Annotated in this window: 21 protein-coding genes; 7 read left to right on the forward strand and 14 right to left on the reverse strand. The window is 69.6% G+C overall.

All coding sequences use genetic code 11. The features are described 5' to 3' along the window. Window positions 1-67 precede the first annotated feature (67 nt). From rplI to ACFXI3_RS24190, 7 genes are all read right to left on the reverse strand, one after another. A complete protein-coding gene (rplI, locus tag ACFXI3_RS24160) occupies window positions 68-532 on the reverse strand; it encodes a 50S ribosomal protein L9 (RefSeq protein ID WP_344282598.1) in 465 nt (154 codons plus the stop codon). Window positions 533-546: 14 nt separating this feature from the next. After that, on the reverse strand, window positions 547-795 hold the full coding sequence (rpsR, locus tag ACFXI3_RS24165; protein WP_009085242.1) for a 30S ribosomal protein S18: 249 nt from the start codon (window positions 793-795) through the stop codon (window positions 547-549). 34 nt (window positions 796-829) lie between these two features. Then, window positions 830-1,366, reverse strand: coding sequence for a single-stranded DNA-binding protein (locus ACFXI3_RS24170; protein WP_116206071.1), 537 nt, complete (start codon window positions 1,364-1,366; stop codon window positions 830-832). A gap of 29 nt (window positions 1,367-1,395) precedes the next feature. Beyond that, entirely contained in the window at window positions 1,396-1,719 is a 324-nt protein-coding gene (rpsF, locus tag ACFXI3_RS24175) for a 30S ribosomal protein S6 (protein ID WP_344282605.1), read from the reverse strand. 101 nt (window positions 1,720-1,820) lie between these two features. Beyond that, a complete protein-coding gene (locus ACFXI3_RS24180; protein WP_378402315.1) occupies window positions 1,821-2,741 on the reverse strand; it encodes a hypothetical protein in 921 nt (306 codons plus the stop codon). A gap of 79 nt (window positions 2,742-2,820) precedes the next feature. Beyond that, on the reverse strand, window positions 2,821-3,729 hold the full coding sequence (locus tag ACFXI3_RS24185; RefSeq protein WP_344282611.1) for a hypothetical protein: 909 nt from the start codon (window positions 3,727-3,729) through the stop codon (window positions 2,821-2,823). 187 nt (window positions 3,730-3,916) lie between these two features. Continuing rightward, the gene (locus tag ACFXI3_RS24190; protein ID WP_344282613.1) at window positions 3,917-4,738 is read right to left on the reverse strand and encodes a hypothetical protein; all 822 of its coding nucleotides are present in this window, start codon (window positions 4,736-4,738) and stop codon (window positions 3,917-3,919) included. 116 nt (window positions 4,739-4,854) lie between these two features. On the opposite strand from ACFXI3_RS24190, the gene ACFXI3_RS24195 reads away from it, so the two are divergent. Then, the gene (locus tag ACFXI3_RS24195) at window positions 4,855-5,628 is read left to right on the forward strand and encodes a deoxyribonuclease IV (RefSeq protein ID WP_037809070.1); all 774 of its coding nucleotides are present in this window, start codon (window positions 4,855-4,857) and stop codon (window positions 5,626-5,628) included. Between the two features lie 55 nt (window positions 5,629-5,683). Here ACFXI3_RS24195 and ACFXI3_RS24200 read toward each other — a convergent pair whose 3' ends face one another. Continuing rightward, window positions 5,684-7,249, reverse strand: coding sequence for a glycosyltransferase family 87 protein (locus ACFXI3_RS24200; RefSeq protein WP_378402317.1), 1,566 nt, complete (start codon window positions 7,247-7,249; stop codon window positions 5,684-5,686). Window positions 7,250-7,284: 35 nt separating this feature from the next. Next, entirely contained in the window at window positions 7,285-8,352 is a 1,068-nt protein-coding gene (locus ACFXI3_RS24205) for an ROK family transcriptional regulator (protein ID WP_378402319.1), read from the reverse strand. Window positions 8,353-8,409: 57 nt separating this feature from the next. Between ACFXI3_RS24205 and ACFXI3_RS24210 the strand changes: the two genes are divergently transcribed. Further along, window positions 8,410-9,468, forward strand: a complete 1,059-nt coding sequence (locus tag ACFXI3_RS24210) for a Gfo/Idh/MocA family oxidoreductase (protein ID WP_378402321.1) — start codon at window positions 8,410-8,412, stop codon at window positions 9,466-9,468. A gap of 64 nt (window positions 9,469-9,532) precedes the next feature. On the opposite strand, the gene ACFXI3_RS24215 is transcribed toward ACFXI3_RS24210, so the two are convergent. The 3 genes from ACFXI3_RS24215 to ACFXI3_RS24225 form a co-directional block, all read right to left on the reverse strand. Continuing rightward, window positions 9,533-12,079, reverse strand: a complete 2,547-nt coding sequence (locus ACFXI3_RS24215; protein WP_378402323.1) for a transglycosylase domain-containing protein — start codon at window positions 12,077-12,079, stop codon at window positions 9,533-9,535. A gap of 219 nt (window positions 12,080-12,298) precedes the next feature. Next, window positions 12,299-14,974: a transglycosylase domain-containing protein gene (locus ACFXI3_RS24220; RefSeq protein WP_378402325.1), complete on the reverse strand. Its 2,676-nt coding sequence runs from the start codon at window positions 14,972-14,974 to the stop codon at window positions 12,299-12,301. A gap of 319 nt (window positions 14,975-15,293) precedes the next feature. After that, window positions 15,294-15,695, reverse strand: a complete 402-nt coding sequence (locus ACFXI3_RS24225; protein WP_378402327.1) for a DUF5318 domain-containing protein — start codon at window positions 15,693-15,695, stop codon at window positions 15,294-15,296. A gap of 247 nt (window positions 15,696-15,942) precedes the next feature. Between ACFXI3_RS24225 and ACFXI3_RS24230 the strand changes: the two genes are divergently transcribed. Together ACFXI3_RS24230 and ACFXI3_RS24235 are read left to right on the forward strand one after the other, a co-directional pair. After that, window positions 15,943-16,500, forward strand: a complete 558-nt coding sequence (locus ACFXI3_RS24230; RefSeq protein ID WP_344282633.1) for a PadR family transcriptional regulator — start codon at window positions 15,943-15,945, stop codon at window positions 16,498-16,500. Between the two features lie 65 nt (window positions 16,501-16,565). Beyond that, the gene (locus ACFXI3_RS24235) at window positions 16,566-17,654 is read left to right on the forward strand and encodes an inositol-3-phosphate synthase (RefSeq protein WP_344282635.1); all 1,089 of its coding nucleotides are present in this window, start codon (window positions 16,566-16,568) and stop codon (window positions 17,652-17,654) included. A 70-nt stretch (window positions 17,655-17,724) separates the two neighbouring features. On the opposite strand, the gene ACFXI3_RS24240 is transcribed toward ACFXI3_RS24235, so the two are convergent. Next, a complete protein-coding gene (locus ACFXI3_RS24240; RefSeq protein ID WP_378402329.1) occupies window positions 17,725-18,579 on the reverse strand; it encodes an SAM-dependent methyltransferase in 855 nt (284 codons plus the stop codon). Window positions 18,580-18,644: 65 nt separating this feature from the next. Continuing rightward, a complete protein-coding gene (locus tag ACFXI3_RS24245) occupies window positions 18,645-19,283 on the reverse strand; it encodes an HAD family phosphatase (protein WP_344282641.1) in 639 nt (212 codons plus the stop codon). A gap of 85 nt (window positions 19,284-19,368) precedes the next feature. On the opposite strand from ACFXI3_RS24245, the gene ACFXI3_RS24250 reads away from it, so the two are divergent. The 3 genes from ACFXI3_RS24250 to ACFXI3_RS24260 all read left to right on the forward strand — a co-directional run bounded on the left by ACFXI3_RS24250 (window position 19,369) and on the right by ACFXI3_RS24260 (window position 23,315). Then, window positions 19,369-19,863 carry a MarR family winged helix-turn-helix transcriptional regulator gene (locus tag ACFXI3_RS24250; protein WP_378402331.1) on the forward strand — a complete coding sequence of 165 codons (495 nt, stop codon included), beginning with the start codon at window positions 19,369-19,371 and terminating at the stop codon, window positions 19,861-19,863. Further along, entirely contained in the window at window positions 19,853-21,073 is a 1,221-nt protein-coding gene (locus ACFXI3_RS24255) for an MFS transporter (RefSeq protein ID WP_344282647.1), read from the forward strand. The genes ACFXI3_RS24250 and ACFXI3_RS24255 overlap by 11 nt, the downstream gene beginning before the upstream one ends. A gap of 160 nt (window positions 21,074-21,233) precedes the next feature. Then, window positions 21,234-23,315, forward strand: a complete 2,082-nt coding sequence (locus ACFXI3_RS24260; protein WP_378402334.1) for a PhoX family protein — start codon at window positions 21,234-21,236, stop codon at window positions 23,313-23,315. The last annotated feature ends 35 nt before the right edge of the window (window positions 23,316-23,350 follow it).

The following is a 23,350-nucleotide window of genomic DNA, read 5'->3' on the forward strand; positions in this document are numbered from 1 at the left end:
CCGCCGAAACGAAACCGCCCCCGGGGAAGAATCCCCGGGGGCGGTTCGCGGAAAAAAGACGCGAGCGTCAGTTCGCGGCCGTGGCCTTGACCTCGAGCCGGAGGTCCACCTTCACGTTCGGGTGCAGGCGGGCGTTGACCGAGTGCTTGCCGACCGTCTTGATGTGGTCGCGCAGGTCCAGGACGCGCTTGTCGAGCAGCGGGCCGCCCTGTGCCTTGATCGCGTCGACGATTTCGCCGGCGGTGATCGAGCCGAACAGCTTCTTCGAGCCCGCCGCGGCCTTGCCGGTCAGCTGGATCGCGCCGAGGCCCTCGAGCGTCGCCTTGATCTCCTTGGCGTGGTCGAGGTCGCGGATGCGGCGGGATTCCTGTGCGCGCTGGATCGTGCGCACGTTCTTCTCCGCGCCCTTGCTGGCCACGATGGCGTAGCCGCGCGGCAGCAGGTAGTTGCGGGCGTAGCCGTCCTTGACCTCGACGATGTCGCCGGGGCCGCCGAGGTTCGCCACGTCCGTGGTGAGAATGATCTTCGCCATGACTAGTGCTCCCCTCAGCGCGCGGTGGACGTGTAGGGCAGCAGAGCCATCTCGCGCGAGTTCTTCACCGCGATGGCGATGTCGCGCTGGTGCTGGCTGCAGTTGCCGGTGACGCGACGGGCACGGATCTTGCCGCGGTCGGAGATGTACTTCCGCAGCAGGTTGGTGTCCTTGTAGTCGATCGTCTCCGGGCGGCCCTTCTTCTCGGCCTTGCAGAACACGCAGACCTTCTTCTTGGGCTTGCGAATGGGTGGCTTGGCCACTGGTGTACTCCTGGAATTCTAGAAAGAAATGAGATCAGAACGGGGGTTCGTCGGAGAAGCCTCCGCCGCCACCGCCCGCGGGCGGGGCCGAGCCCCACGGGTCGTCGGCGGGCGCGCTGTTGCCGCCACCGCCGCCGCGATTTCCGCCGCCGCCGTTGAAGCCGCCGCCTCCTCCGCCGCCGAAGTCACCACCGCCGCCGCCACCGCGGCTGACCTTGTTGACCTTCGCCGTCGCGTAGCGCAGCGAGGGGCCGATCTCGTCGACCTCGAGCTCTACGACGGTGCGCTTCTCGCCTTCCTTGGTCTCGAAAGACCGCTGCTTCAGCCGCCCCTGCACCACCACGCGGGCGCCCCGCGTGAGCGACTCGGCGACGTTTTCCGCCGCCTGCCGCCAGATGTTGCAGCGCAGGAACAGCGCCTCGCCGTCCTTCCACTCGCCGCTCTGGCGGTCGAGCGTGCGCGGGGTGGACGCGACGGTGAAGTTCGCGACCGCCGCACCGGACGGGGTGAAGCGCAGCTCCGGGTCGGACGTGAGGTTCCCGACCACGGTGATGACGGTGTCTCCAGCCACGGATGGCGTCCCTTCGGATCGGGCTCGGATCAGGCCTTGGCGGGCGCGGGCTTGGCCGCGGCCTTGACCTCGCGGCGCATGACCTTGGTGCGCAGCACGGTTTCCTGCAGCGACAGCTGGCGGTCCAGTTCCTTGACGGCCTCGGACGTCGAGTTCAGGTCCAGCAGCGCGTAGATGCCCTCGGCGTTCTTCTTGATCTCGTACGCCAAGCGACGGCGGCCCCACACGTCAACCTTCTCGACGCTTCCGCCCGAAGTGCGGATCACGTTGAGGAAGTTGTCCAGCGTGGGCGCGACCGTACGCTCGTCGAGCGTCGGGTCCAGGATGACCATTACCTCGTAATGGCGTGACATAACCACTCACCTCCTATGGGCTCGCGGTCACGGCGGATCCGTGACAGGAGGGTTTGTCCAGGCAAGCGTACCCGGCGGGTCCGACAGTCCCGTCCGGCGGGTCAGCTCACGCGGCGCAGCACCCAGGTGCGGACCAGTCCGGCGGTGACGCCGGCCAGCACGATCACCGCGAGCAGCATCGGCAGCTGGACGTCGGAGGGCCGGCCCTGGCTCGCCAGCGATTCGGCGTTGCCCGCGTTGCGGATGTCCGGGCCCTGCTGTCCCTGCGGGTCCTGGCCTGCCGAGGGCTGCTGCGGCAGCGCGCCGGAACCGGGCAGCGTGCCGTAGCGCGCGCCGGGGGCGATCGCGGTGCCGAGCACGCCGGGGTTGCCCGGGCTCGCGGTCGGGATGTTGCCGTAGTCGCGCGGCGGGGCGATCCCGGTCGAGCCCGGCTGGTAGTCGCCGAGCGGGTTGCCGCCGCCGTTCTGCGCGGGCGCGTTCCCGTTCGACTGGGCGCCGCCGTTCGACGGGGAGTTCGAGGACGACGGCGCCTGGTAGTTGTTCGCCGTCGTGGTGAGCCCGCACGCGGACGCGACGCCGCTGCGGATCCCGTTCAGCACCTTGGTCTTGGTGTCCGGCAGGACGCCGAGCCCCCATTCGTTCTTCAGCGCGTCCGAGACGACCTGGCCGATCGCGTCGCCGCTGATCGTGCCGCCAGCGGCGTTAGGGATCGCGCCGACCTGCAGGTTGCCCTTGTTCGCGATGGCGTTCGCCAGCGAATCCGGCCAGACGGTGGCCAAGCTCCAGAAGGTCACCTGGTTCTTGGCCGACTGGCGGACGATCTCCTTGACCGCCGAACCGGGCACGGCGACCGAATCGCCCATGCCGCCGGCGACCGCGCCCTTGCACTGGTTCGCGAGCGTGGTCGCGGCGGACGCGGTGCCGGCGCCCAGGAACGTGCCGCCGGTGAACAGGGCAGCGAGAGCGGTGACGGTGAGTGCTCGACGGGTTCGCTTCCAGGTGGGGAGTTTCCGCACGAGCACTATCCTCCGGGGTCCGTGGGCATGATTCGTCGCATCTGGGACAACGAGTGGACTCCGGTAAAGATACTGGTGAGTTGGCCTAACCTGCAGCGGCCATTCGGCGGAGCACCCAGGTGCGGACCAGGCCCGCGCTGACTCCGGAGAGTGCCAAAACTGCCACCAGAACTGGCCAGTCCAACCCGTTCGTGTGGTTGCCACCGGTGCCAGGCAACGCTTCGGCATTACCGGCGTTCTGGATCGTGCGGTCGCCGCCCGAGGTGCCGTCCGGGTTGGAAACGCCGTACTGCGGCGCGTAACCCGGGATTTGGCTGCCGTAGCGCAGCGAGGGCGACGGGCTGAACAATCCGGCCATCGCCATCGGGATGCCGCTGTAATCGCGCATCGGCGCGTATCCGGTGCTGTAGCCGTACGACAAATTGCTGAAATTCGGCAGGAAAGCCGAGAACGGCGCGGCTCCTCCGCCCGCCCCGCCGAAATCGCCGAGGACCGGGCTGTTCGAGCCCGGCATTTGCGACTGCTGCCCCGGCGAGCCGCCCTGCTGCGGGTTGCCGCCATTGCTGCCGGACGGTGGCTGCTGCGGGTTCGGGCCCGGGTTCTGCTTGCCCGGCTGGTTGCCGCTGAAGCCCTGGCCGACGGCGGCGACGCCCTGCTGCACCGCGTTGGTGCCGCCCGCGACCGCGCCGTTGACCGCGCTCGCGGCCGGTGCGCCGACCACCGGGACCGGCGCGACGACGGTGTTGACCACGTTCACCGTGACCTTGCAGAGCGTGCCGAGTACCGAGTTGATGGTGCCGGTGAGCACGCCCGAGACCTGGCCGACGATGCCGAGATCGATCGGGAGGCCGAGCAGCGGAGTGGTCGCCTGGACGTGGTCGCCGGGATGCGCCGTGATGGTGGAACCGCAGGTCGCGGTCAGAGTGCCCGCCGACGCGGTGCCTGGGGCGGCGAGCGCGGCGGAGCCGGCCAGGACGAAAGCGGCGGCGCCCACTGCGGTTGCCCTCCGTGCCCGGTGCTGCTGCATGGCCGTCGACCCTTTCGCCGCGTCCGTTGTACCTGCCTTGCTGAGGACAACGACGGTAACGAAGACGAGTAACGCCCGCCTCCCCTCCGAGGTCAGGCATTCGGGTGGAAGCGGGCGCTACTGAGAGTCAGATCGAGTCAGGGCCGAGGCTGGGTCAGGCGGGCTTGCGGCGCAGCCAGGCGCGCACCAGCGCGGCGGCCACCATCGCGAGCGCCAGCACGGCGATCAGCAGCGGCAGCCGGGCGGGCGGGTTGGCCGCGGGCAGCGCCTCGGCGGTGCCGGACTTCTTCGCGTCGACCGTCGGCACCTGGTCCGGCTGCGGCAGCTGGCCCGGGACGACCTGGGTGACGAGCGGGGCCTGCACGAAGCTCGCCGGGAGCATCGCGGCTCCGGTGAAGATGCCGGACACCGAGTCGAGACCGGACAGCCCGTCGACCGAGGTCACCGGGCCGAGCGTGTCTCCGCCGGGGACGGGCTGGCCCGGGCCGCCGGGGCCGGGAGCGGGGGACGGCGGGTTGGGCTTCGGCGGCTCGGGAGTCGGCTGCGGGCCTGGGGGCGGGGTTACCGGGAGCCCGCCGACCAGGCCCTGGGTCGCGTTGCCGACGCCGTTCGCCGCGGCCTGCACAAACGGGCAGGTGTCCTTCGCGGCCGTGTCGCCGACCGCTGGGACCTCGCCGACGCCCAGTGCCCGGACGGTGTCGCCGACCGGGAGCGCGAGCGCCGGGGCCTTGCCGTCGGTCTGCTTCGCCTTCGAATCGAGGCCGACCGTGAGCCGGTTCGGCGCGTTGAGCGGAGCGCCCGCGTCGAGCGCGAGGCCGTTGCCGTTCTTGCCGTTCTGCAGGGTGGATTCGCAGTCGCCGGTCACGGTGGGGCTGGGATCCGCGGAGGCGGTGGCGGGAAACGTCAGAACCGCGGACAGCAGCGGCGCCGCGAGCGCGACCCCCAGTGCGGTCATCCGTCCAGCGCGCTTCCGCATGCCTTCCTCCCCCGACTTGCTCACTCCGAATGGATCACGGAACGCGCTCACGGTACTCCACGAGCGTCACCAACTCGGGCGGAAGGGGGAGATTCGCCCGGTAGTAGCGTCAGGGCATGCAGATTGGCGCCCATGTCCGCGACGACGATCCGCTGGCCGCCGTCGCCGAGCGAGAAGCCGACGTCGTCCAGTTCTTCCTCTCCGACCCGCAGGGGTGGAAAGCACCGAAACCGCATCCGCACGGCGAGGAGATCAAGGCCTCCCCGGTGGAGGTGTTCATCCACGCGCCGTACCTGATCAACGTCGCGTCCAAGAACAACCGGATCCGCATCCCGTCCCGCAAGAACGTCACCCAGCACGCCGACGGGGCCGCCGCGATCGGCGCGAAGGGCCTGATCGTGCACGGCGGGCACGTCGGGGCCGGCGACGACGTCGAGGAGGGCTTGGTCAACTGGCGCAAGCTTTTCGAGCGCGAGGCGGAGAAGGGCGGCTTCGCGGTGCCGATCCTGATCGAGAACACCGCGGGCGGCGACAACGCGATGACCCGCGAGCTCGACGTGATCGCCCGGCTGTGGGACAAGGTCGGCGAGTTCGGCGCGGGGTTCTGCCTCGACACCTGCCACGCCTACGCGGCGGGCTGGGACCTGGCGACCGCGGTGGAGAAGGTCAAGGCCATCACCGGCCGGATCGACCTGGTGCACTGCAACAACTCCCGCGACGAGCACGGTTCCAACCGCGACCGGCACGCGTCGGTGGTCGACGGCGACGGCACGATCGAACCGGAGCTGCTCGCCGAGGTCGTGCGGCAGGCGGGCGCGCCGGTGGTCGTCGAGACGCCGGGCGAAGGCCAGGCCGCCGACATCGCCTACCTGCGCAAACAACTCGCCTGAGAGCCGTGAAGGACTCCTTGCGGGAATCAGATTCCCTCAAGGAGTCCTTCACGGATCACGAGACCGGCTGCTGAGCGTGAGCGGCGGAGCGGCGGAAGGCGGCGAAGGTGACCTTGTCGCGGGCCCGCTCCAGCACGCCGCCCGCCGGGTCGTCGTCGCCGGAGAGCCGGACCAGGTCGGTGCGCGGACGGTAGATCTCGCGAATCACCAGCACGCACAATCCAACGACGGCGAGGTCGCGGATCACGACGCCGCCGAGGAACCAGCCCGCGGGCAGTCCTTTGTGGTCGACCCCGAGGTAATAGAACATCCGCGGCGCCCACACCGCCGCGTCGATGACCATCCAGCCCAGCAGCAGCCGCCAGCGCGGGATCGCCAGCACCGCCAGCGGGACGAGCCACAGCGAGTACTGCGGGCTCCACACCTTGTTCGTCAGCAGGAACGCCGCTACGACAAGGAAGGCCAGCTGCCCGAATCTCGGCCGCCGGGGCGCGGTGAGCGCGACGTACGCGATTCCGGCGCAGCAGAGCACAAACAGCACCGCGACCACGATGTTCAGCACGGCCGGGGTCTGTCCTTTTTGGAGCACTCCGTCGAAGCCCGCCCAGCCGGTGACGTAGGAGACGACGTTGTAGAGCGAATCCGGGTCCATCGGCCGCAACGTGTTGAGCCGGAAGAACTCCCACCAGCCGCGCGGCGCGGCCACGATGAACGGGACGTTCACCACCAGCCAGGCCAGCACGGTGAACGCCGCGGTCCGGCTCCACGCACTCAGCTTCCCGGCGCGCAGGCACAACAGGAACAGCACCCCGACCAGTAACAGCGGATACAACTTCGTGGCGACGCCTAGTCCAAACAGGACTCCCGCGACCTCCGGGCGTTTTCGCGACCACGCCAGGATCCCGGCGGCGGTGGCCGCGGTGGCGAGTGCGTCGAAGTTGGTGAAGGTATGGACCAGCACCAGCGGCGAGATGGCGACGAGCACCGCGTCCCACGGCCGGCGTTTCGTCGTCCGCCCGGTGGCCCACACGGTGACCAGCCAGGCGAGCGCCAGCCAGAACGCGGAGATGTTGAAGTAGATCGCCACCGGAAGCGCGCCGGGCAGCCAGCCCGCGTTCGCGACCGACGTCCAGCCCGCCGCGAGCTTCGCGTTGATCCACTGGAACAGGCCGGTGACCACCGGGTACTCCATGTACCGGGTCTGGTTCTCCGCGGTCTGCGAATCCTCCTGCCACGACGTGACGTAGGGGAAGGTGTGCGCGTCGTCGAGCTTTTCCGAGCTGTAGAGCGGGACGATGTCGGAGTAGCACATCGCGACGAACGGACGGCCCGAGCGCCAGTCGAGCTGGTGCACGCCGTTGGAATCGCTGTACTGCTGGATGCACGACGCCTTGCCGAACCAGCACACCACGAGCGCGAGCACGGCCATCGCGAGCCCGACGCGCTGCGGCGACCAGAACCACTGCCTGCCGACCGCCGCGTGCGTGCCGACCGGACCGCCGACGGGTCTCGTCGCGGCGGCCACCAGCGGGTCGTGCCGGCTGGGGGCGATTCGCTCCGCCGGGGTGAGCGTGCGGGGAGCCGAATCCGGCTCGTCGGCGGGGTCGGAGACGCGGGACACGTCGGGATGCTATCGGTCCGCGAGTGGGCTGCCGGTCATTTCGGATCCTCGTAGAACCCGGCAAGCACCTCGAAAGCCGCGCCGAGGGCCACCGCTTCCTCGTCGAGATCGCTCAATTCGACGTCGATGCGCTGCCAGTACGGCACCGGCAGCAGGTCGCGCAGCTGCTGCGAGACCGTTTCGCGGTAGACCTCGGGCGCGCCGCGGATCGTCCGTCCGAACAGGACGATCCGCTCGAGATCGAGCACCTGCACCAGGTCGGCGAGCCCGATGCCGAGCAGCCGGGCGGCGTCGTGCGGCGTGCCCGCGGCGCGGTGCATGACCTCGACGCAGCCGCGGCGGCCGCAGGCGCAGCGCGGTCCGGCGTACGCGATGGTGGTGTGGCCGAACTCACCCGCGTTGGTGCGCGGGCCTCGGTAGACGCGTCCGTCGATCAGCAGTCCGACGCCGATTCCGGTGCCGACGAGCACCACCGCGGTCGCCGCCGAGGTTTCCTCCGGCCAGGCGTGCGCGAAAGCGGCGGAGTTGGTGTTTTTGTCCAGCGTGACCGGCAGCCCGGTGCGTTCGGCGAGCAAGTCGCGCAGCGGGACGTCGTGCCAGCCGGGCATGTTCGTGGCGTCGCGGACGCGGCCCGCGTGGTGGTCGAGCGGTCCCACCGCGCCTACGCCGAGCCCGAGCACGCGCGCCGGATCGAAGTCGGCGACCAGTTTGCGCACGCCGTCGGCGATCGCGGTCACCGCGGCCTCCGGGCTGAAGCCGATCGGCAGCGGGCCTTCCACGATGTCCTCGACCTCGCCGGTCAGGCCGGTGCGCAGCACGAGGTAGCCGTCCCGGTCGAGCTGCGCGCCGAGCGCGCAGCGGGCTTCCGCGCGCAGCCGCAGCATCGTGCGCGGTTTGCCGACCCCGGCCGCGGGTGCGCGTTCGACGTCCAGCAGCCCTTCGGGAAGCAGGTCGGACACGATTTTCGACACCGCCTGCTGGGTCAGCCCGGACCGCTGCGCCAGCTCGACCCGGCTCAGCCCGCCCGCGCGCAGGATGTGCCCGAGCAGCAGCGCGCGGTTGTGGCGTCGCAGCCCGCGCAGGTTGACGCCGGTTTCCGCCATCGGCCGATCATCTCGGACGGGTGGCCTATTACGCAACAGTGTTGTTTAATGGGGGTCATGGCTGATGACGCGCGGGTCGGCATCCTCGGGTACGGGATCGGCGGCCGGATCTTCCACGCGCCGCTGGTCGCGGCGACGCCGGGCCTGGTCCCGGCCGTGCTGGTGACCGCGAACCCGGACCGGGCCGCGCAGGCGCGCGCCGAGCACCCCAGTGCCGAAGTGGTTCCGGACGCGGACGCGCTTTTCGCCCGCGCGGGTGATCTCGACCTGATCGTGGTGACCACGCCGAACCGGACTCACGTGCCGCTCGCCCTCCGCGCGATCGAGGCCGGTATTCCGGTGGTCGTGGACAAGCCGTTCGCGCCGACCGCGGCGGAGGCGCAGCAGGTCGTCGACGCGGCGAAGGCCAAGGGAGTCGGCCTCACGGTGTTCCAGAACCGCCGCTGGGACTCGGATTTCCGCACCGTCGGCAAGGTGCTCGACTCCGGTCGCCTCGGCGAGGTCTTCCGCTTCGAATCCCGCTACGACCGCTGGGTGCCGGAAATCAAGGACAACTGGCGCGAGTTCGGCGACCCGGCCGAGGCCGGCGGTCTGCTCTACGACCTCGGCGCGCACATCGTCGACCAGGCGCTGCAGCTGTTCGGCCCGGTCACCCAGGTTTACGCGGAGGTCGACCGCCGCCGCCCCGGCGTGCAGGTGGACGACGACGTGTTCGTCGCTCTGCACCACGCGAACGGCGTGCGCTCGCACCTGTGGTCGTCAGCGCTCGCCGGCACTCGCAACCCGCGGTTCCGCGTGCTCGGCGATCAGGCGACGTTCACCAAATACGGCCTCGACGTCCAAGAGCCGCAGATCAAGGCCGGTCTCCGCCCCGGCGACGACGGCTGGGGCGTGGAGCCGGAAAGCGACGCCGGAAGGCTCGGCGTGAACGACGAAACCGAACTCGTGCCGACCGAAACCGGTTGCTACGAAGCGTTTTACGCCCAGGTCCGGGACGCCCTGCGCGGCGAGGCGGACTTCCCGGTCGACCCGGCGAGCGCGGTCGAGGCGTTGCGCGTGATCGAAGCGGCGCACCGCTCGGGCGCCGAAGGCCGCGTGATCACGCTCGGCGGCTGAGGCCGCCCCTGAACGGCCGTGGCCGCGACGGACTCCCCCCACCGTCGCGGCCACGGCCTTTTCCTTACTCCTGCGGCGGATCCTCGCCGGTCGACGGACCGCCAGTAGGCGGGTTGTGCGACGACGGCTTGCCGGACGGCCAGTGCGGGAGCCCGGTCGGCCAATGCGGCTGGCTGGGCCCGCCGGTGATCGGGCCGCCGTGGTCGTTCCCGTCGTCGCCCGGATCCGGCTGGTTGGTGGCGGTCTGCTGCGGCGGCTCGTCGCCCGCGTTCTGATCGCCCTGCGGCGGCGGGGCCTGAACGCCGATCAGCGGCACCTGGTCGAACTTCTCGGCGGGCTTGCCCTTGAGGTAGCCGTCGAGGAACTTCTGCCACATCGGACCCGCGATCGTCGAACCGTAGATCGGCGACGTGCCCGAACCGTGCAGCGCCTGGTCGCCGTCCGCGCCGACCCACGCGGCGACCGAGACCGACGGCGTGTAGCCGACCATCCAGGTCTGCGCGTTCGCGTTCGCCGCCCACGCCGGCTCGCCGGACCGCACCGTGTGCTGCTGCGTACCGGTCTTGCCCGCGCATTCGTGCCCGGACGGGCACTTCAGGTGCGAGAAGTCGACCACCGGGCCCAGCGCCATGGTCACGTTGCCGGCGATCTGCTTGGCTTTGTCCGCGCTGCTGTCGAACGCCGGCTTGCCCGCACTCGGCTGCGCCTCGTAGGCGACTTCCTTCTGCGCGTTGGTCACCTTCAGCACGAAGTGCCGGTCGCGCTGGATGCCGTTGGCGGCGAAGGTCGCGTACGCGCTGGCCATGTCCGCGGGCGTGATCTGGGTGTTCCCGCCGCCGAGCGCGATGTTGGCGTCCGCGGTGGAGATCAGCGACTTGCCGCCGTTGTCCTTGGTCTTGACGCCCGCTTCCTGGGCGGCCTGCCCGACCGGGCCCGGATGCGTCTGGTTCAGCACCATGTCGTAGAACACCGTGTTCGCCGACCGCTTCATCGCCTCGGCGACGGTGCACTGCCCGGAACAGCTGGAGCTGGGACCCGCGTTGCGCACCTTGCGGCCGTCGAAGACCCGGTTGTTGCTGCCGTCGAAGGTCTCGTTGATCCCCTTGCCCATCTTCAGGAACGCGGTGAGGTCGAACGCCTTCATCGACGAACCGGGGTTCTGCGGCGTGTTCGCCCAGTCGCGCGCGCCCTGCTTCTTCCCGTTCACGTCGACCAGCGCAGGCCCGCCGTAGTACGCGAGCACCCCGCCGGTCTTCGGATCGACCGCGACCAGCGAATTGAGCAGCCGGTCGTCGGATTGGTCCTTCAGCGCGTCGGTCGCCACCTGGGTCGCGACCTCCTGGGCGTGCTTGTCAATAGTGGTCTGGACCGTGTAGCCGCCCGCGTAGTACTTGTCGTCGTCGATGCCGTGCTGCGCCAGCTCGGCCTTCACCTGCGCGCTGATGAACTTGTACGGCGCGTTCGAGTCGTCCTTCGATTCCTCGAGCGGGATCACCGGCGGGAACTGCGCCGATTGCCGCTGCTGCGCGGTGATGTACTTGTTCTCGAGCATCCGGTCGAGCGCGGTGTTCCAGCGGCCTTGGGCCACCTTCGGGTTCTCCGAACGGCCCGGCTGCTGGATCAGCCCGGCCAGCAGCGCGGCCTCCGTGTAGTCCAGCTTCGAGACGTCCTTGTGGAAGAAGGCCTGCGACGCCGCGCCGACGCCGTACGCCCCGCGCCCGAAGTAGATGATGTTCAGGTACGCGGTGATGATGTCCTGCTTCTCGTACGTCTGGTTCATCTTGAAGGACTTCGCCAGCTCGGTCCATTTGCGGGTGAGCGTCGGGGCGTCGTTGTCGGTGGCCTTCTTGATGTACTGCTGCGAGATCGTGGACCCGCCGCCCGCCTTGCCGGTGAGCTGGTTGAACGCCGCGCGCAGCAGGCCGGTGACGTCGAAGCCGGAGTTGGTCTCGAACGACGAGTCCTCGGTCGCGATCACCGCGTGCTTCACCACGTCCGGGATCTGCGCGGGGGTGAGGATCTGCCGGTTGCCGCCGGAGGGGACGTCCTTGCCCATCGGGCTGCCGTCGGCGTAGAGGTAGGTGACGGCCTGGTTCTGGCCCTGCGCGATGCTCTGCGGCGAGGGCACGTCGACCATGAAGTAGGTGATCACGAACGCGATCGCCGGGATCACGATGAAGAGGCCGACGAACGCGTAGGCACTCCGCCGGATGATCTTCCAACGTCTTTTTTTGCGTTGCGCGGGCGTGCGGCCCTTCTTGTCCAAGTCCTCCGGCGGATACCCGTCGTCCGGATCGAGCGGACCCTCGTCGCGGTAGCCGGCGTCGCGGTAATCGGCGCCCCGATAGCCCGGGTCGCGGTAGTCGTCCTCGACCATCCGGTGGGTCATCAGCTCCGGCTCGCGCTGCGGCGGCGGGACCGGCCGGCGGCCGGGAGGCGGCGGACGGCGGCCCGGCGGCGGAGACCCGGCGGGTCCGGACGGGCGGGTCGGACCCGCGGCGGGACGCTGCGGACCGCGGGCCCACGGCGGCTGCCCGGGCTGGGAGGGAGGTGGTTGACGCCGCGGGTCGGGATCCCGGTCGGGCCAGGAGCGGCTGCGGTCGTCGTTCACTGCGGATCCTCTTCTCGGACACGGGCAGCCTGCGGACGCAGAAGGCCCTCTGATGACCAGACGCGGCAACCCCGGTCGAGGTTCACTCTCCTGGCCGATCCCCTTCGCGGGGGAGGGAGACCGTCGGTGAACCTACCGCACCCCCAGCCGGGCGGTACCGGCAAAAAGAGGCTCCTCTCCGGTGCGGAGAGGAGCCTCTTCGTCGGGTGCTGAAGCGGATCAGCCGGTGCGCCTCGGCGGTTCGCCGTTCACCACGGGTGCGCCGCCGCTGCCCGGATTGCCGGGTTCGGTGCCGCCGCCGAAGATGCCGCTCGGCCGGGTCGGGCTGGTCGTCGAGGACGTCGGACGCGACGAGCTGGTCGGCGGCGCGGACGACGAGGACTCCGTCGTCGGAGGCGGCGCCTGCTCGCTGGACGTTTCGCGCGGCGGCGGTGGCGCCTTGCTCGACGTGACGACCTGGTCGGCGTCCTTGCCGATCGGGTCGACCTTGTCGAACTTCTCGCCCGGCTTGTCCTTCAGGTAGTTCGTCATGAAGTCCTGCCAGGCCGGACCCGCGATCGTCTTACCGAAGATCGGCTTGTCGTTCTTGTCGTGCAGCGGCTTGTTGCCGTCGCCGCCGATCCAGATCGCGGCCGACACCGACGGCGTGTACCCGACCATCCAGGTCTGAGCGTTGCGGTCCTTGTACGAGGCGGGGTCGCTGTCCTTCGGGTCGTACTGCTGCGTGCCGGTCTTGCCCGCGCATTCGTGGCCGCTCGGACATTTCAGGTGCGATTCGGCGATCACCGGGCCGAGCGCGTCGGTCACGTTCCCGGCGATCTGCTTGCTCTTGTCCGCGTTGTCGTCGAACGCGGGTTTTCCCTGCCCGGCGGAGTCGTCGAAAATGACCTCGTCCTGGGAGTTCGTGAGCTTCGAGACGAAGTGCTGGTCGCGCCGTACGCCGCCGGAGGCGAACGACGCGTACCCGGCGGCCATGTCCTCCGGGGTGACCACGGTGGCGCCACCGCCGAGGGCGATGTTGGCGTCGCTCGTGCCGAGCTTGGCCTTGCCCTTCGGGGCAGCCTGCACGCCCGCTTCCTTCGCGGCCTCCGCGACCCGGGCCGGTTTCGTCCAGTTCAGCACCATGTCGTAGAACACGGTGTTCGCCGAGACCTCCATGGCCTTTTTGACCGTGCACTGCGGACCGCAGCTGGAGCTTTCACCCGCGTTGCGGACCACGCGGCCGCCGAGTTCCCGCCGGTCGGTGCCGTCGAAGGTTTCGCCGAGCCCCTTGCCCATCTTGAGCCAGGCCGTGAGGTCGTAGGCCTTCATCGACGAACCGGGGTTCTGCGGCACATTCGCCCAGTCCGTGGCCAGCGTGTCCTTGCCCGCGTCGTTCTTCACCGTGGTCGGCCCGCCGTAATAGGCGACCACGCCCCCGGTTCTCGGGTCGACGGCGACCAGAGCTCCTCTGAGGTTGTCGTCGGTCTGGCCCTCCATGTTGTCCTGGACGGACTGCGCCGCGATCTTCTGCGCGTTCGGGTCGATCGTCGTGTAGATCTTCGCGCCGGTGGAGGCCAGCTTGTCCTCGCTGTAGCCCTTCGCGTCCAGTTCCTGCAAGATGCGCTGCTGGATGTGGTAGTCCAGCGTTCCGGCGTCCTGCTTCTGCTGCGAGTCGCGCGGGATCAGCGTGGGGAACTGCGCGGCCTTGCGGTCGGCGGGCGAGAGCCAGTGGTTGGCCACCATCTGGTCCATCACGTACGTCCAGCGCTTCTGGACGTACGCGGTGTCCTGGTCCTTGCCCGGTCCCTGGATCATCCCGGCGAGCAGCGCCGCCTCGGACGCGTTGAGCTGCGCGACGTCCTTGCCGAAGTACGCCTTCGACGCGGCGGCGATGCCGTTCGCGCGGCGGCCGAAGAAGACGATGTTCAGGTAGCCGGTGATGATGTCCGATTTGGACGTCTCGTTGTTCAGCTTGAACGACTTCGCCAGCTCGGTCCACTTGCGGGACAGGGTGGCCTGGTCGTTTTTGGTCGCCTGCTTGATGTACTGCTGCGAAATGGTCGAACCGCCGCCGGTGCCGCCGGTCGCCTGGTTGAAGACCGACCGGAGGATCGCCATGACGTTGAAGCCGGAGTTGGTCTCGAAGGTCGCGTCCTCGGCCGAGTACACGGCGTGCTTGACGACCTCGGGAATCTGGTTGGGCTGCAGCAGTTCGCGGTTGCCGCCCTCCGGGATGATCCGGCCCATCACCGATTTGTCGCCGTAGTAGAAGGTGATCGGCTGGCTCTGCTTCGCGAGCACGTCCTGCGGCGAGGGCACGTCGACGGTGAAATAGGTGATCACGAACGCGATCGCGGGCACCACGACGAACAGGCCGAACATCGCGTACAGCACCCGGCGGATGATCTTCCACCGGCGTTTGCGGCGCTGCATCGGCGAGAGCGGGATCTTGACCTTCTTGCCGTCTCCCTCGCCTTCCGGGTCGTCCTCGAAGTCCGCGTCGTCCGAGTACTGGGCGAGGCGGGTTTCCTCGTCGTACGGGTCGTCGTCGTACCGGTCGTCGTAAGGGGCGTAGCCGTTGTGCGCGGCGTGCGTGATCAGGTCCGGTTCGCGGTCGGTCTCCGGATAGGACGACGGCGGAGGCGGCGGCGGGACCCGGCGGCCCTGGGGAGGCCGTCCGCCGGGCGGCGGCTGCCGGAAGCCCTGGGTGGCGTTCCCGTTAGGACCGCCGCCGGGGCCGCCGTTCGGACCGTTGTTCGGACCATTGTTGGGACCGGGACGTCCGGCCGGCGGCTGGCGGCGCGGCGGCGCGCCCTGTCCGTCGAGGATCTGCGACGCACGGGTGCCCGAACCGCGGTCCTGCGGTCCGGGGCCTTGCGGCGGACGGCCTTGCGGAGCGCGGTTCTGCGGCATCCGCTGCGCACGGCGCGGCTCGTCGGCCGCGGGCCACTGCGGACCGCCTTCGTCGCCGCTCGGCCACTCCGGACCGGCTTGGCCGCGCGGCGGGCGCGGGCCGCCCGCGGGAGGACGGCGGGGCGGCGCGGGGCGCCGGGGGGCGTCATCGGCTGGCCAGGCGGGACCAGGGTCCTCCTGGGGTCGCCGGGCACGGCGAGGTGCATCTGGCTCCTGGCTCGGCCAGGAGCGGTCGCGGTCGTCGTTCACGAATGGGCCTCCGAAGGCGGCGCTGTCTGCACTGGAGCCGCCCCGCGTTCTGCAGCGGTTGTGGTACTCGTCACTGCCCGGCAGTCCTTCGCGGCCGGGTCGGCTGGGGGTCGCCCGTTCCGAGGACATAGGACAGGACCAGATGGTTCCAATGGCACGTCCGGCACACCTCTACGTCATAGACGGTGAACTCCCCGAAAACCCCGGCCATTCTGGCCAGTTCGGCGGGGGTGCGTGCCGATCCCGAAACGTGCTTGAGCTCGTCGCCGTACACCCACGAAACGAGGTGCAGCGGCGTCCGGCGGCACATCGGACAGGCCCGGTCCTCGGGTCTGCCGTGGAATTTCGCCGCGCGGAGCAGGTACGGGCTCGCGTCGCAGACCTCATGGTCTCCGACGCGCCCGGAGCGGACGCCGGCCAGCAGCGCACGGCGCTGCAAGGCGTAATCCACAACCTGCCGCTGGTTTCGCACGAGGACAGAGTACGGGCTCTTTCTGTGTCCGCGGTGCCCCCTGCTTTCCCGCACCCTGGGCAACCGTTCGGACACGCCGAAACTTGGATAACGCTCTGATCACGGATCATCGGGCGAGTGCTGGTAGCGGGTTACTTCCGCCACTTCGATGTATCGGCGCGATATACTCGGCGAGTAGGTTGGCTGAGCCGGTTCCCGTGTGGTCAACGGTGCCGGTCGCGGCGTATTCCCGAAAGCGGGGTGTGGTGTGCTCGAACTCGCGATCCTCGGATTGCTGCACGAGACGCCCATGCACGGGTACGTGCTGCGCAAACGTTTGCACGAGACGCTCGGGATGTTCCGGACGTTCTCGTACGGCTCGCTGTATCCGACCTTGCGCCGGCTGCTGCGGGCCGGTTATCTCGTCGAGGAGTTCGACGAGGCGGACGACCGGGCCTGGTCCCGGCGCGGCCGCCGCGTCTACAAGCTCACCGCCGAGGGCAAGGAACGCTTCGCCGAACTGCTCGGCGACGCGGGACCGCAGACGTGGGACGACGAGGGATTCGGCGTCCACCTGGCGTTCTTCTCGCGGACACCGGCCGACGTCAGGATGCGAATCCTGGAAGGACGGCGCCGCCGCGTCGAGGAGCGGCGCGAGGGCTTGCGGGACGCGCTGGCCAGGGCCGAGGAGAAGATCGACCGCTACACCCGCGAGCTGCACCGGCTGGGGCTGGAGTCGAGCGAGCGGGAGGTGCGCTGGCTCAACGAGCTGATCGCGCACGAACAAGCCGAGCAGCGCGGTCCGGAGCAGCCGGGACCGGGTTGAGCGGCGGCCGCAACGGGGCGGCAGACCTGCAGATGCAAGTGAATGAGATTGAAGGAGAAACCGGCATGGGCGAGAACCGCCGCGTTCGGGTGGCCATCGTGGGCGTCGGCAACTGCGCCTCGTCGCTGGTCCAGGGCGTCCAGTACTACCGCGACGCGGATCCCGGTGCGCGCGTCCCCGGTTTGATGCACGTCCAGTTCGGCGACTACCACGTGCGCGACATCGAGTTCGTCGCCGCGTTCGACGTCGACGCGAAGAAGGTCGGCCGGGACCTCTCGGAGGCGATCTCCGCCAGCGAGAACAACACGATCAAGATCGCCGACGTGCCGCCGCTCGGCGTCACTGTCCAGCGCGGGCACACCTTCGACGGCCTCGGCCGTTTCTACCGCGAGACGATCGAGGAGTCCGACGAGACTCCGGTCGACGTGGTCGCCGCGCTGCGCGACGCGCAGGTCGACGTGCTCGTCTCCTACCTTCCCGTCGGGTCCGAAGAGGCCGACAAGTTCTACGCGCAGGCCGCGATCGACGCGAAGGTCGCGTTCGTCAACGCGCTGCCGGTGTTCATCGCCTCCGACCCCGAGTGGGCGAAGAAGTTCGAGGACGCGGGCGTCCCGATCGTCGGCGACGACATCAAGTCCCAGGTCGGCGCCACCATCACGCACCGCGTGCTGGCGAAGCTGTTCGAGGACCGCGGCGTGCAGCTCGACCGCACGATGCAGCTCAACGTGGGCGGGAACATGGACTTCCTGAACATGAAGGAGCTGGAGCGGCTCGAGTCGAAGAAGATCTCGAAGACCCAGTCGGTCACCTCGCAGGTGGACCGCGAGCTCGGCAAGGGCAATGTCCACATCGGACCGTCGGACTACGTGCAGTGGCTCGACGACCGCAAGTGGGCCTACGTCCGCCTCGAGGGCCGCGCGTTCGGCGACGTGCCGTTGAACCTCGAGTACAAGCTCGAGGTGTGGGACTCCCCCAACTCGGCGGGCATCATCATCGACGCGGTGCGCGCGGCGAAGATCGCCAAGGACCGCGGCATCGGCGGCCCGATCCTGTCCGCGTCGTCCTACTTCATGAAGTCGCCGCCGGAGCAGTACGACGACTCGACCGCCCGCGACTCGGTCGACGCCTTCATCCGCGGCGAACTGGAGCGCTGACCCCAGCTCTGACCGTCCGTGAAGGGCCCCTTGAAGGAATTGGATTCCCTCAAGGGGCCCTTCACGGCGTTCAAAGGTCGGCGGAGATCAGTTCGGTTTTCGCCATCTGGCCGGCGAGGACGTCGGGCATCCGTTTCCCGAACCGGACGGCGAGGTCGGCGACGCGGTCCACCTGGACGTCCCAGCCCTGCCCCGTGAGCCACTCGGCCGCGTCCCGGCGCGGTTCGGTGGAGAAGACGTTGTCCGCGGCCAAGCCCATCTGCTTGCCCGCCTCGGAGGTCTGGAAGGTGCCGGACAGTTCGGTGAGGTCGCCGGGCGGGATGTGCTCGGCTCCGATCCGGCTGCCCGCCGCGCACCGGGCGTGCACGAGGTCGAACAGCAGTTCCTCGGCTCGCGCGGGCAGGTACGGCAGCAGTCCTTCGGCGATCCACACGGACGGCCGGGCCGGGTCGAATCCGGCGGTTTCCAGTGCGGCGGGCCAGTTTTCGCGCAGATCCGCGCCGACCGGGTGCCGTCGGCATCGCGGGGTCGCGCCGAGGCGAGCGAGCACGTCGTGTTTGAACGCGAGCACGCGCGGCTGGTCGACCTCGTAGACGTCGCGGCCGGACAGGTCGAGCCGGAAGGCGCGGGCGTCGAGCCCGGCGGCGAGGAGCACGACCTGCGGCGCGTCGGATCCGGTGATCAGGTCGTCGAAGAATCGCGCGCGCAGCTGGACGTAGTCGGCGATCCCCAGCCAGAGCGCGTCGTCGCCCGGTTCGGTCGGCAGCGGCCGCGGCGGGTTCGCGGCGCGGACGAACTCCGCCGCGTACGGATCTCTGACCAGCGGTTCCGGTGACGCGGTCGCGATCGCCCGGCCCGCGGTCACCCCGAGCGCGGTGAGCCCGATGCTGCTGACGATGTCCCAGTCCCCTTGCGGCACAGCCATTTCCGCCCCTCTCGCCGATGAAGGCTCAGAATGGCACCGCGCCTGCTACCCGGCTGTGAGCTGCATTACTCGCTGAGCGCGGCGGGCAGTGCGGCCAGATTCGGCAGCACCGTGGCCTCGCGCAGCGCCTCCGGGTCCGGCGGGAAGTGCGGGTTGGGCACCGCGAACACCGTCATGTTCGCCGCGAACGCCGCGCGCAGGCCGTTCGTCGAGTCCTCCACGGCAGCGCACCGCGAAGCGTCGACGTTCAGCAGCATCGCCGCGCGCAGGTAGACGTCCGGCTCCGGCTTGCCCGCGGCCACTTCCTCGCTCGAGACCGCCACCGGGACCAGCGACGTCAGGTCGCACGCGGTCAGGAACGAGTGGATCAGCACCGGCGGCGACGAGCTGGCGATCGCGACCGGCCAGTGCCGGGAGATCTCCCGGACGACCTGGTCGGCGCCGTCGATCACCGGCGGGCGGTCGGCGTAGCGGGCGGCCATCTCGTCGATCACGACGCGCGCGATCTCGTCCGGGGTGAGCCGCGCGCCCAGGGTTTCCACCAGGTAGCGCGCCCATTCCGGCGTGCTCATCCCCTGTTGCGCGCGCGTCGCCTCCGGCCGCCAGGTCCCGCCGTGCTCGGCTACTACGGAGCGGCGCACCTCGTCCCACGTCGTCTCGGAGTCCACCAGTACGCCGTCGAGGTCGAAGATCACCGCATCCACCGGTACAGCCTAGGGGTCCTGGCCTGGACCACCTTGTGAGCCGAATTACTTCGCCACCCTAACTAATTTTTGTTAGCCTAGCTAAGTGACTTCCTCGACGGGCGATCTGGCGCAGCGGCTGCGGCCGGTGGTGTTCCGGCTGTACTACCTGGTGCGCCGCGAATCCGCGCAGCTGCTGACCCTGACCCAGGGGTCGGTGCTGTCGGAGCTGGTCGGCCGCGGGCCGAGCCGGATGAGCAGGCTCTCCCGGCTCGAGCGCGTGCGGATGCCGTCGATGACCGACGTCGTGCGCAGGCTCGAACGGCTCGGCATGGTGACCCGGCGCCCCGATCCCGACGACGGGCGCGCCGTGCTCGTGGAGGCCACGCCGGAAGGCGAGCGGTTCTACGCCGAGATGATCGCCGGCCGGGAGGCGGAATTGCGGGCGCTGCTCGAGCGCCTCGACCCGGCCGAGCGCGCCGCCATCGACGCCGCGCTTCCCGCTCTCACCAAGCTGATCGCCGATTTCCACCGCGACGACCCGCACTCCCCCGAAACTCCCGAACTCCCGAAGGAGGAACTGATCCGCAATGAGCGCTGAGCACCACTCAAGCCTGCTGGACGCGGTCAAAGGCCAGCCGAAACAGGTGTGGATCACCGCGTTCGCCGCGGTCATCGCGTTCATGGGCATCGGCCTCGTCGACCCGATCCTGCTCTCCATCGCCAAGGGCCTGAACGCTTCGCCGTCCCAGGTCACGCTGCTGTTCACGTCGTACCTCGGCGTGCAGGTGATCGCGATGCTCTTCACCGGTGCGATGTCGGCCCGGTTCGGCGCCAAGCGGACCGTGCTGGTCGGGCTGACGCTGATCGTCGCCGCGACCGCGCTGTGTGCCGCCGCTGGTTCGATCGAACAGCTCGTCGGCCTGCGCGCGGTGTGGGGGCTCGGCAACGCCTTCTTCATCGCCACGGCGCTGTCGGTGATCGTCGGCGCGGCGACCGGTGGCCAATCCGGCGCGATCCTGCTGTACGAGGCCGCGCTGGGCGTCGGGCTCGCCGTCGGGCCGCTGCTCGGCGCGCTGCTGGGCACGATCTCGTGGCGCGGTCCGTTCCTCGGCACCGCGGTGCTGATGGTCGCCGCGCTGGTGCTGTGCTCGATCTTCCTGAAGAGCGATTCGGCCGAGAAACGAGAACCGATCAAGCTGCTCGACCCGATCCGCGCGCTCAAGCACCCCGGCCTGCTGCGGACGTCGGTCGCCTCGGCGCTCTACACCGCCGCCTTCTTCGCGGTGCTCGCCTGGTCCCCGTTCGTGCTCGGCTGGAACGCCATCGCCGTCGGCCTGATCTTCTGCGGCTGGGGCCTGTGCGTCGCGATCGCCGGCGTGGTGCTCGCGCCGAAGATGGCCGCCCGCTTCGGCGAACGGCACGCCGCCGCGCTGGCGGTGACCGGCTACACCGTGCTGATGCTGGTGCTGGCCATCCCGAGCAAGCCGGTGGTGGTCGTCGGGATCATCGTGTCCGGGCTGGTCTCCGGGCTGCTGAACACGCTGTTCACCGGCACCGCGATGTCGATCAGCGACGCGCCGCGGCCGGTCGCGAGCGCCGGGTACAACTTCTGCCGCTGGTTCGGCGGCGCGGTCGCGGCCACGCTCGTCGGCCACATCGCCGAGTGGATGGGCTGGGAGCAGGGTCCGTTCCTGGTCGCCGCCGTGCTCTGCGTGATCGCCGCCGTCCTGCTGTCGCAGCGGGAGAAGAAGGCCGATCCGCACACCGTGCCGAAGGAGGCCGCGCTCGTCGGCGACGAGGAGTTCTGAGCCTTTCCGCGACACTCGGCGATCGCCCCCGGACTGTCTGTTCGGGGGCGATCGTCGTCTTTCGCCGAATACATCCGCCGTTAACCTTTTAGTCCGATTCAGGGGGTTTTCGCCGCATACGGTCGCCGGGTTCCCACCGAGAAGCGACCCTGGAGGCCCCGTGTCCCTGGAGCCCGGACGACTGCTGCCCTTGTTCACCGCGCATTCCGGCGGCCGGTCACCGATCACCTGCGAATACCGCTGCGGCAACGCCTGCGCGCACGAGGCCCCGAACCCGACCGGCAACGAGTACTTCGGCGACATCGCCAAGGGCGTCTCGCGGCGCGGCGTGTTCAAGGCCGGTGCGGTGATGGCCGCGGCGGCAGGCGGATTCGCCGCGCTGTCCGGCACCGCCGCGGCAGCCACGCCGACCCAAGCCCCGGCACCGTTGGCGAAGGGCCGCGCGGTGCCCGGCACGGACTTCACGCCGGTGCCGCCGAACAAACTCGACGTCGTCAGCATCCCCGACGGCTACGCCCAGCACGTGGTGATCCGCTGGGGCGACCCGGTCGTCCCCGGCGCGCCGAAGTTCGATTTCCGCAAGCAGACCGCGGCCGCGCAGGCCAAGCAGTTCGGCTACAACAACGACTTCGTCGGCCTGATCCCGCAGGATCCGCTCGGCCTGCGCAACCTGCTGGTGGTCAACCACGAGTACACCACCGAGGTGCACCTCTTCCCGGCCGATCAGTACGACCCGGCCAACCCGACCGAGGAACAGGTCAAGATCGCCTGGGCGGCGCACGGATTGTCGGTGCTGCAGACGCTTCGCGACCCGATCGGCGGCGCGCTGCGCACCGTGCCGAGCCCGCTGAACCGGCGGATCACGCTGGACACGATCTTCGAGGTGCGCGGTCCGGCGGCCGGTTCGAAGTACCTCAAGACGTCGGCCGACCCGTCCGGCAAGCGCGTGCGCGGCACGCAGAACAACTGCTCCGGCGGCGTCACGCCGTGGGGCACCGTGCTGTCCGGCGAGGAGAACTTCCACCAGTACTTCGCCCACGCGGACAAGGTTTCCGACCCGGCGGAGGCCGCGCGGCTCAAGCGGTACGCGGTCGGCACCGGCGAGAGCACGCGCAAGTGGGAGCGCTTCGACAAGCGCTGGGACGTCTCCCGCGAACCCAACGAGCCCAACCGGTTCGGCTGGGTCGTGGAAATCGACCCGAACGACCCGCATTCCACGCCGGTGAAGCACACCGCGCTCGGCCGGTTCAAGCACGAGGCGGCGAACGTCAAGATCACCGCGGACGGCCGGGTCGCGGTGTACTCCGGCGACGACGAGCGGTTCGAGTACATCTACAAATTCGTCTCGAAGGGCAAGTACAAGAAGGGGAATTCCGCGCTCGCCCGGCGGCACAACTCCGCGCTGTTGGACGACGGAACCCTGTACGTCGCCAAGTTCTCCGGCAACAGCCCTGGCGAGATCGACGGTTCCGGCAAGCTGCCCGACGACGGCGAGTTCGACGGCACCGGCGAGTGGATTCCCCTTGCCGGCGGCGACAAGTCCTTTGTGGACGGATTTACCGCGGAGGAGGTCTACGTGTTCACCCGCCAGGCCGCGGACCGCGCCGGGGCGACCAAAATGGACCGTCCGGAGGACATCGAGCCGAACCCGGTCAACGGCCGGATCTACGCCGCGCTCACCAACAACTCCGACCGCGGCGCGGCGGGCAAGGCGAGCCCGGACGAGGCGAACCCGCGCACCCGCAACAAAAACGGGCACATCCTCGAATGGGACGAGGACCGCGGCGACAGCGCCGCCACCCGGTTCTCCTGGCGGCTGCTGCTCGTCTGCGGCGATCCGGCCACGGCCGACACCTACTTCGGCGGTTTCCCGAAGGACCAGGTCAGCCCGATCTCGTGCCCGGACAACGTGGCTTTCGACCCGCACGGCAACCTGTGGATCTCCACCGACGGCAACACCCTCGGCGCGAACGACGGCCTCTTCTCGGTTCCGGTGACCGGCCCCGAACGCGGGCACGTGAAGCAGTTCCTGTCCGTCCCGGTCGGCGCCGAGACGTGCGGTCCGGTCGTCACCGAAAACCTCGTGCTCGTCGCGGTGCAGCATCCGGGCGAGGACGCGCCCAGTTCGGCGAACCCGACCTCGCACTGGCCGGACGGCGGCAGCTCCCAGCCGCGGCCGGCGATCGTGTCGGTATGGAAGAAGGGGACCTTCGGATTGCCCGGCCGGATCGGCCGCCGGTAACACTTTGGAGTGTTTCTTACCGCCGATCGGCCTTC

It is taken from the genome of Amycolatopsis sp. NPDC059235, assembly GCF_042754125.1.
Taxonomy (GTDB): Bacteria; Actinomycetota; Actinomycetes; order Mycobacteriales; family Pseudonocardiaceae; genus Amycolatopsis; species Amycolatopsis albidoflava.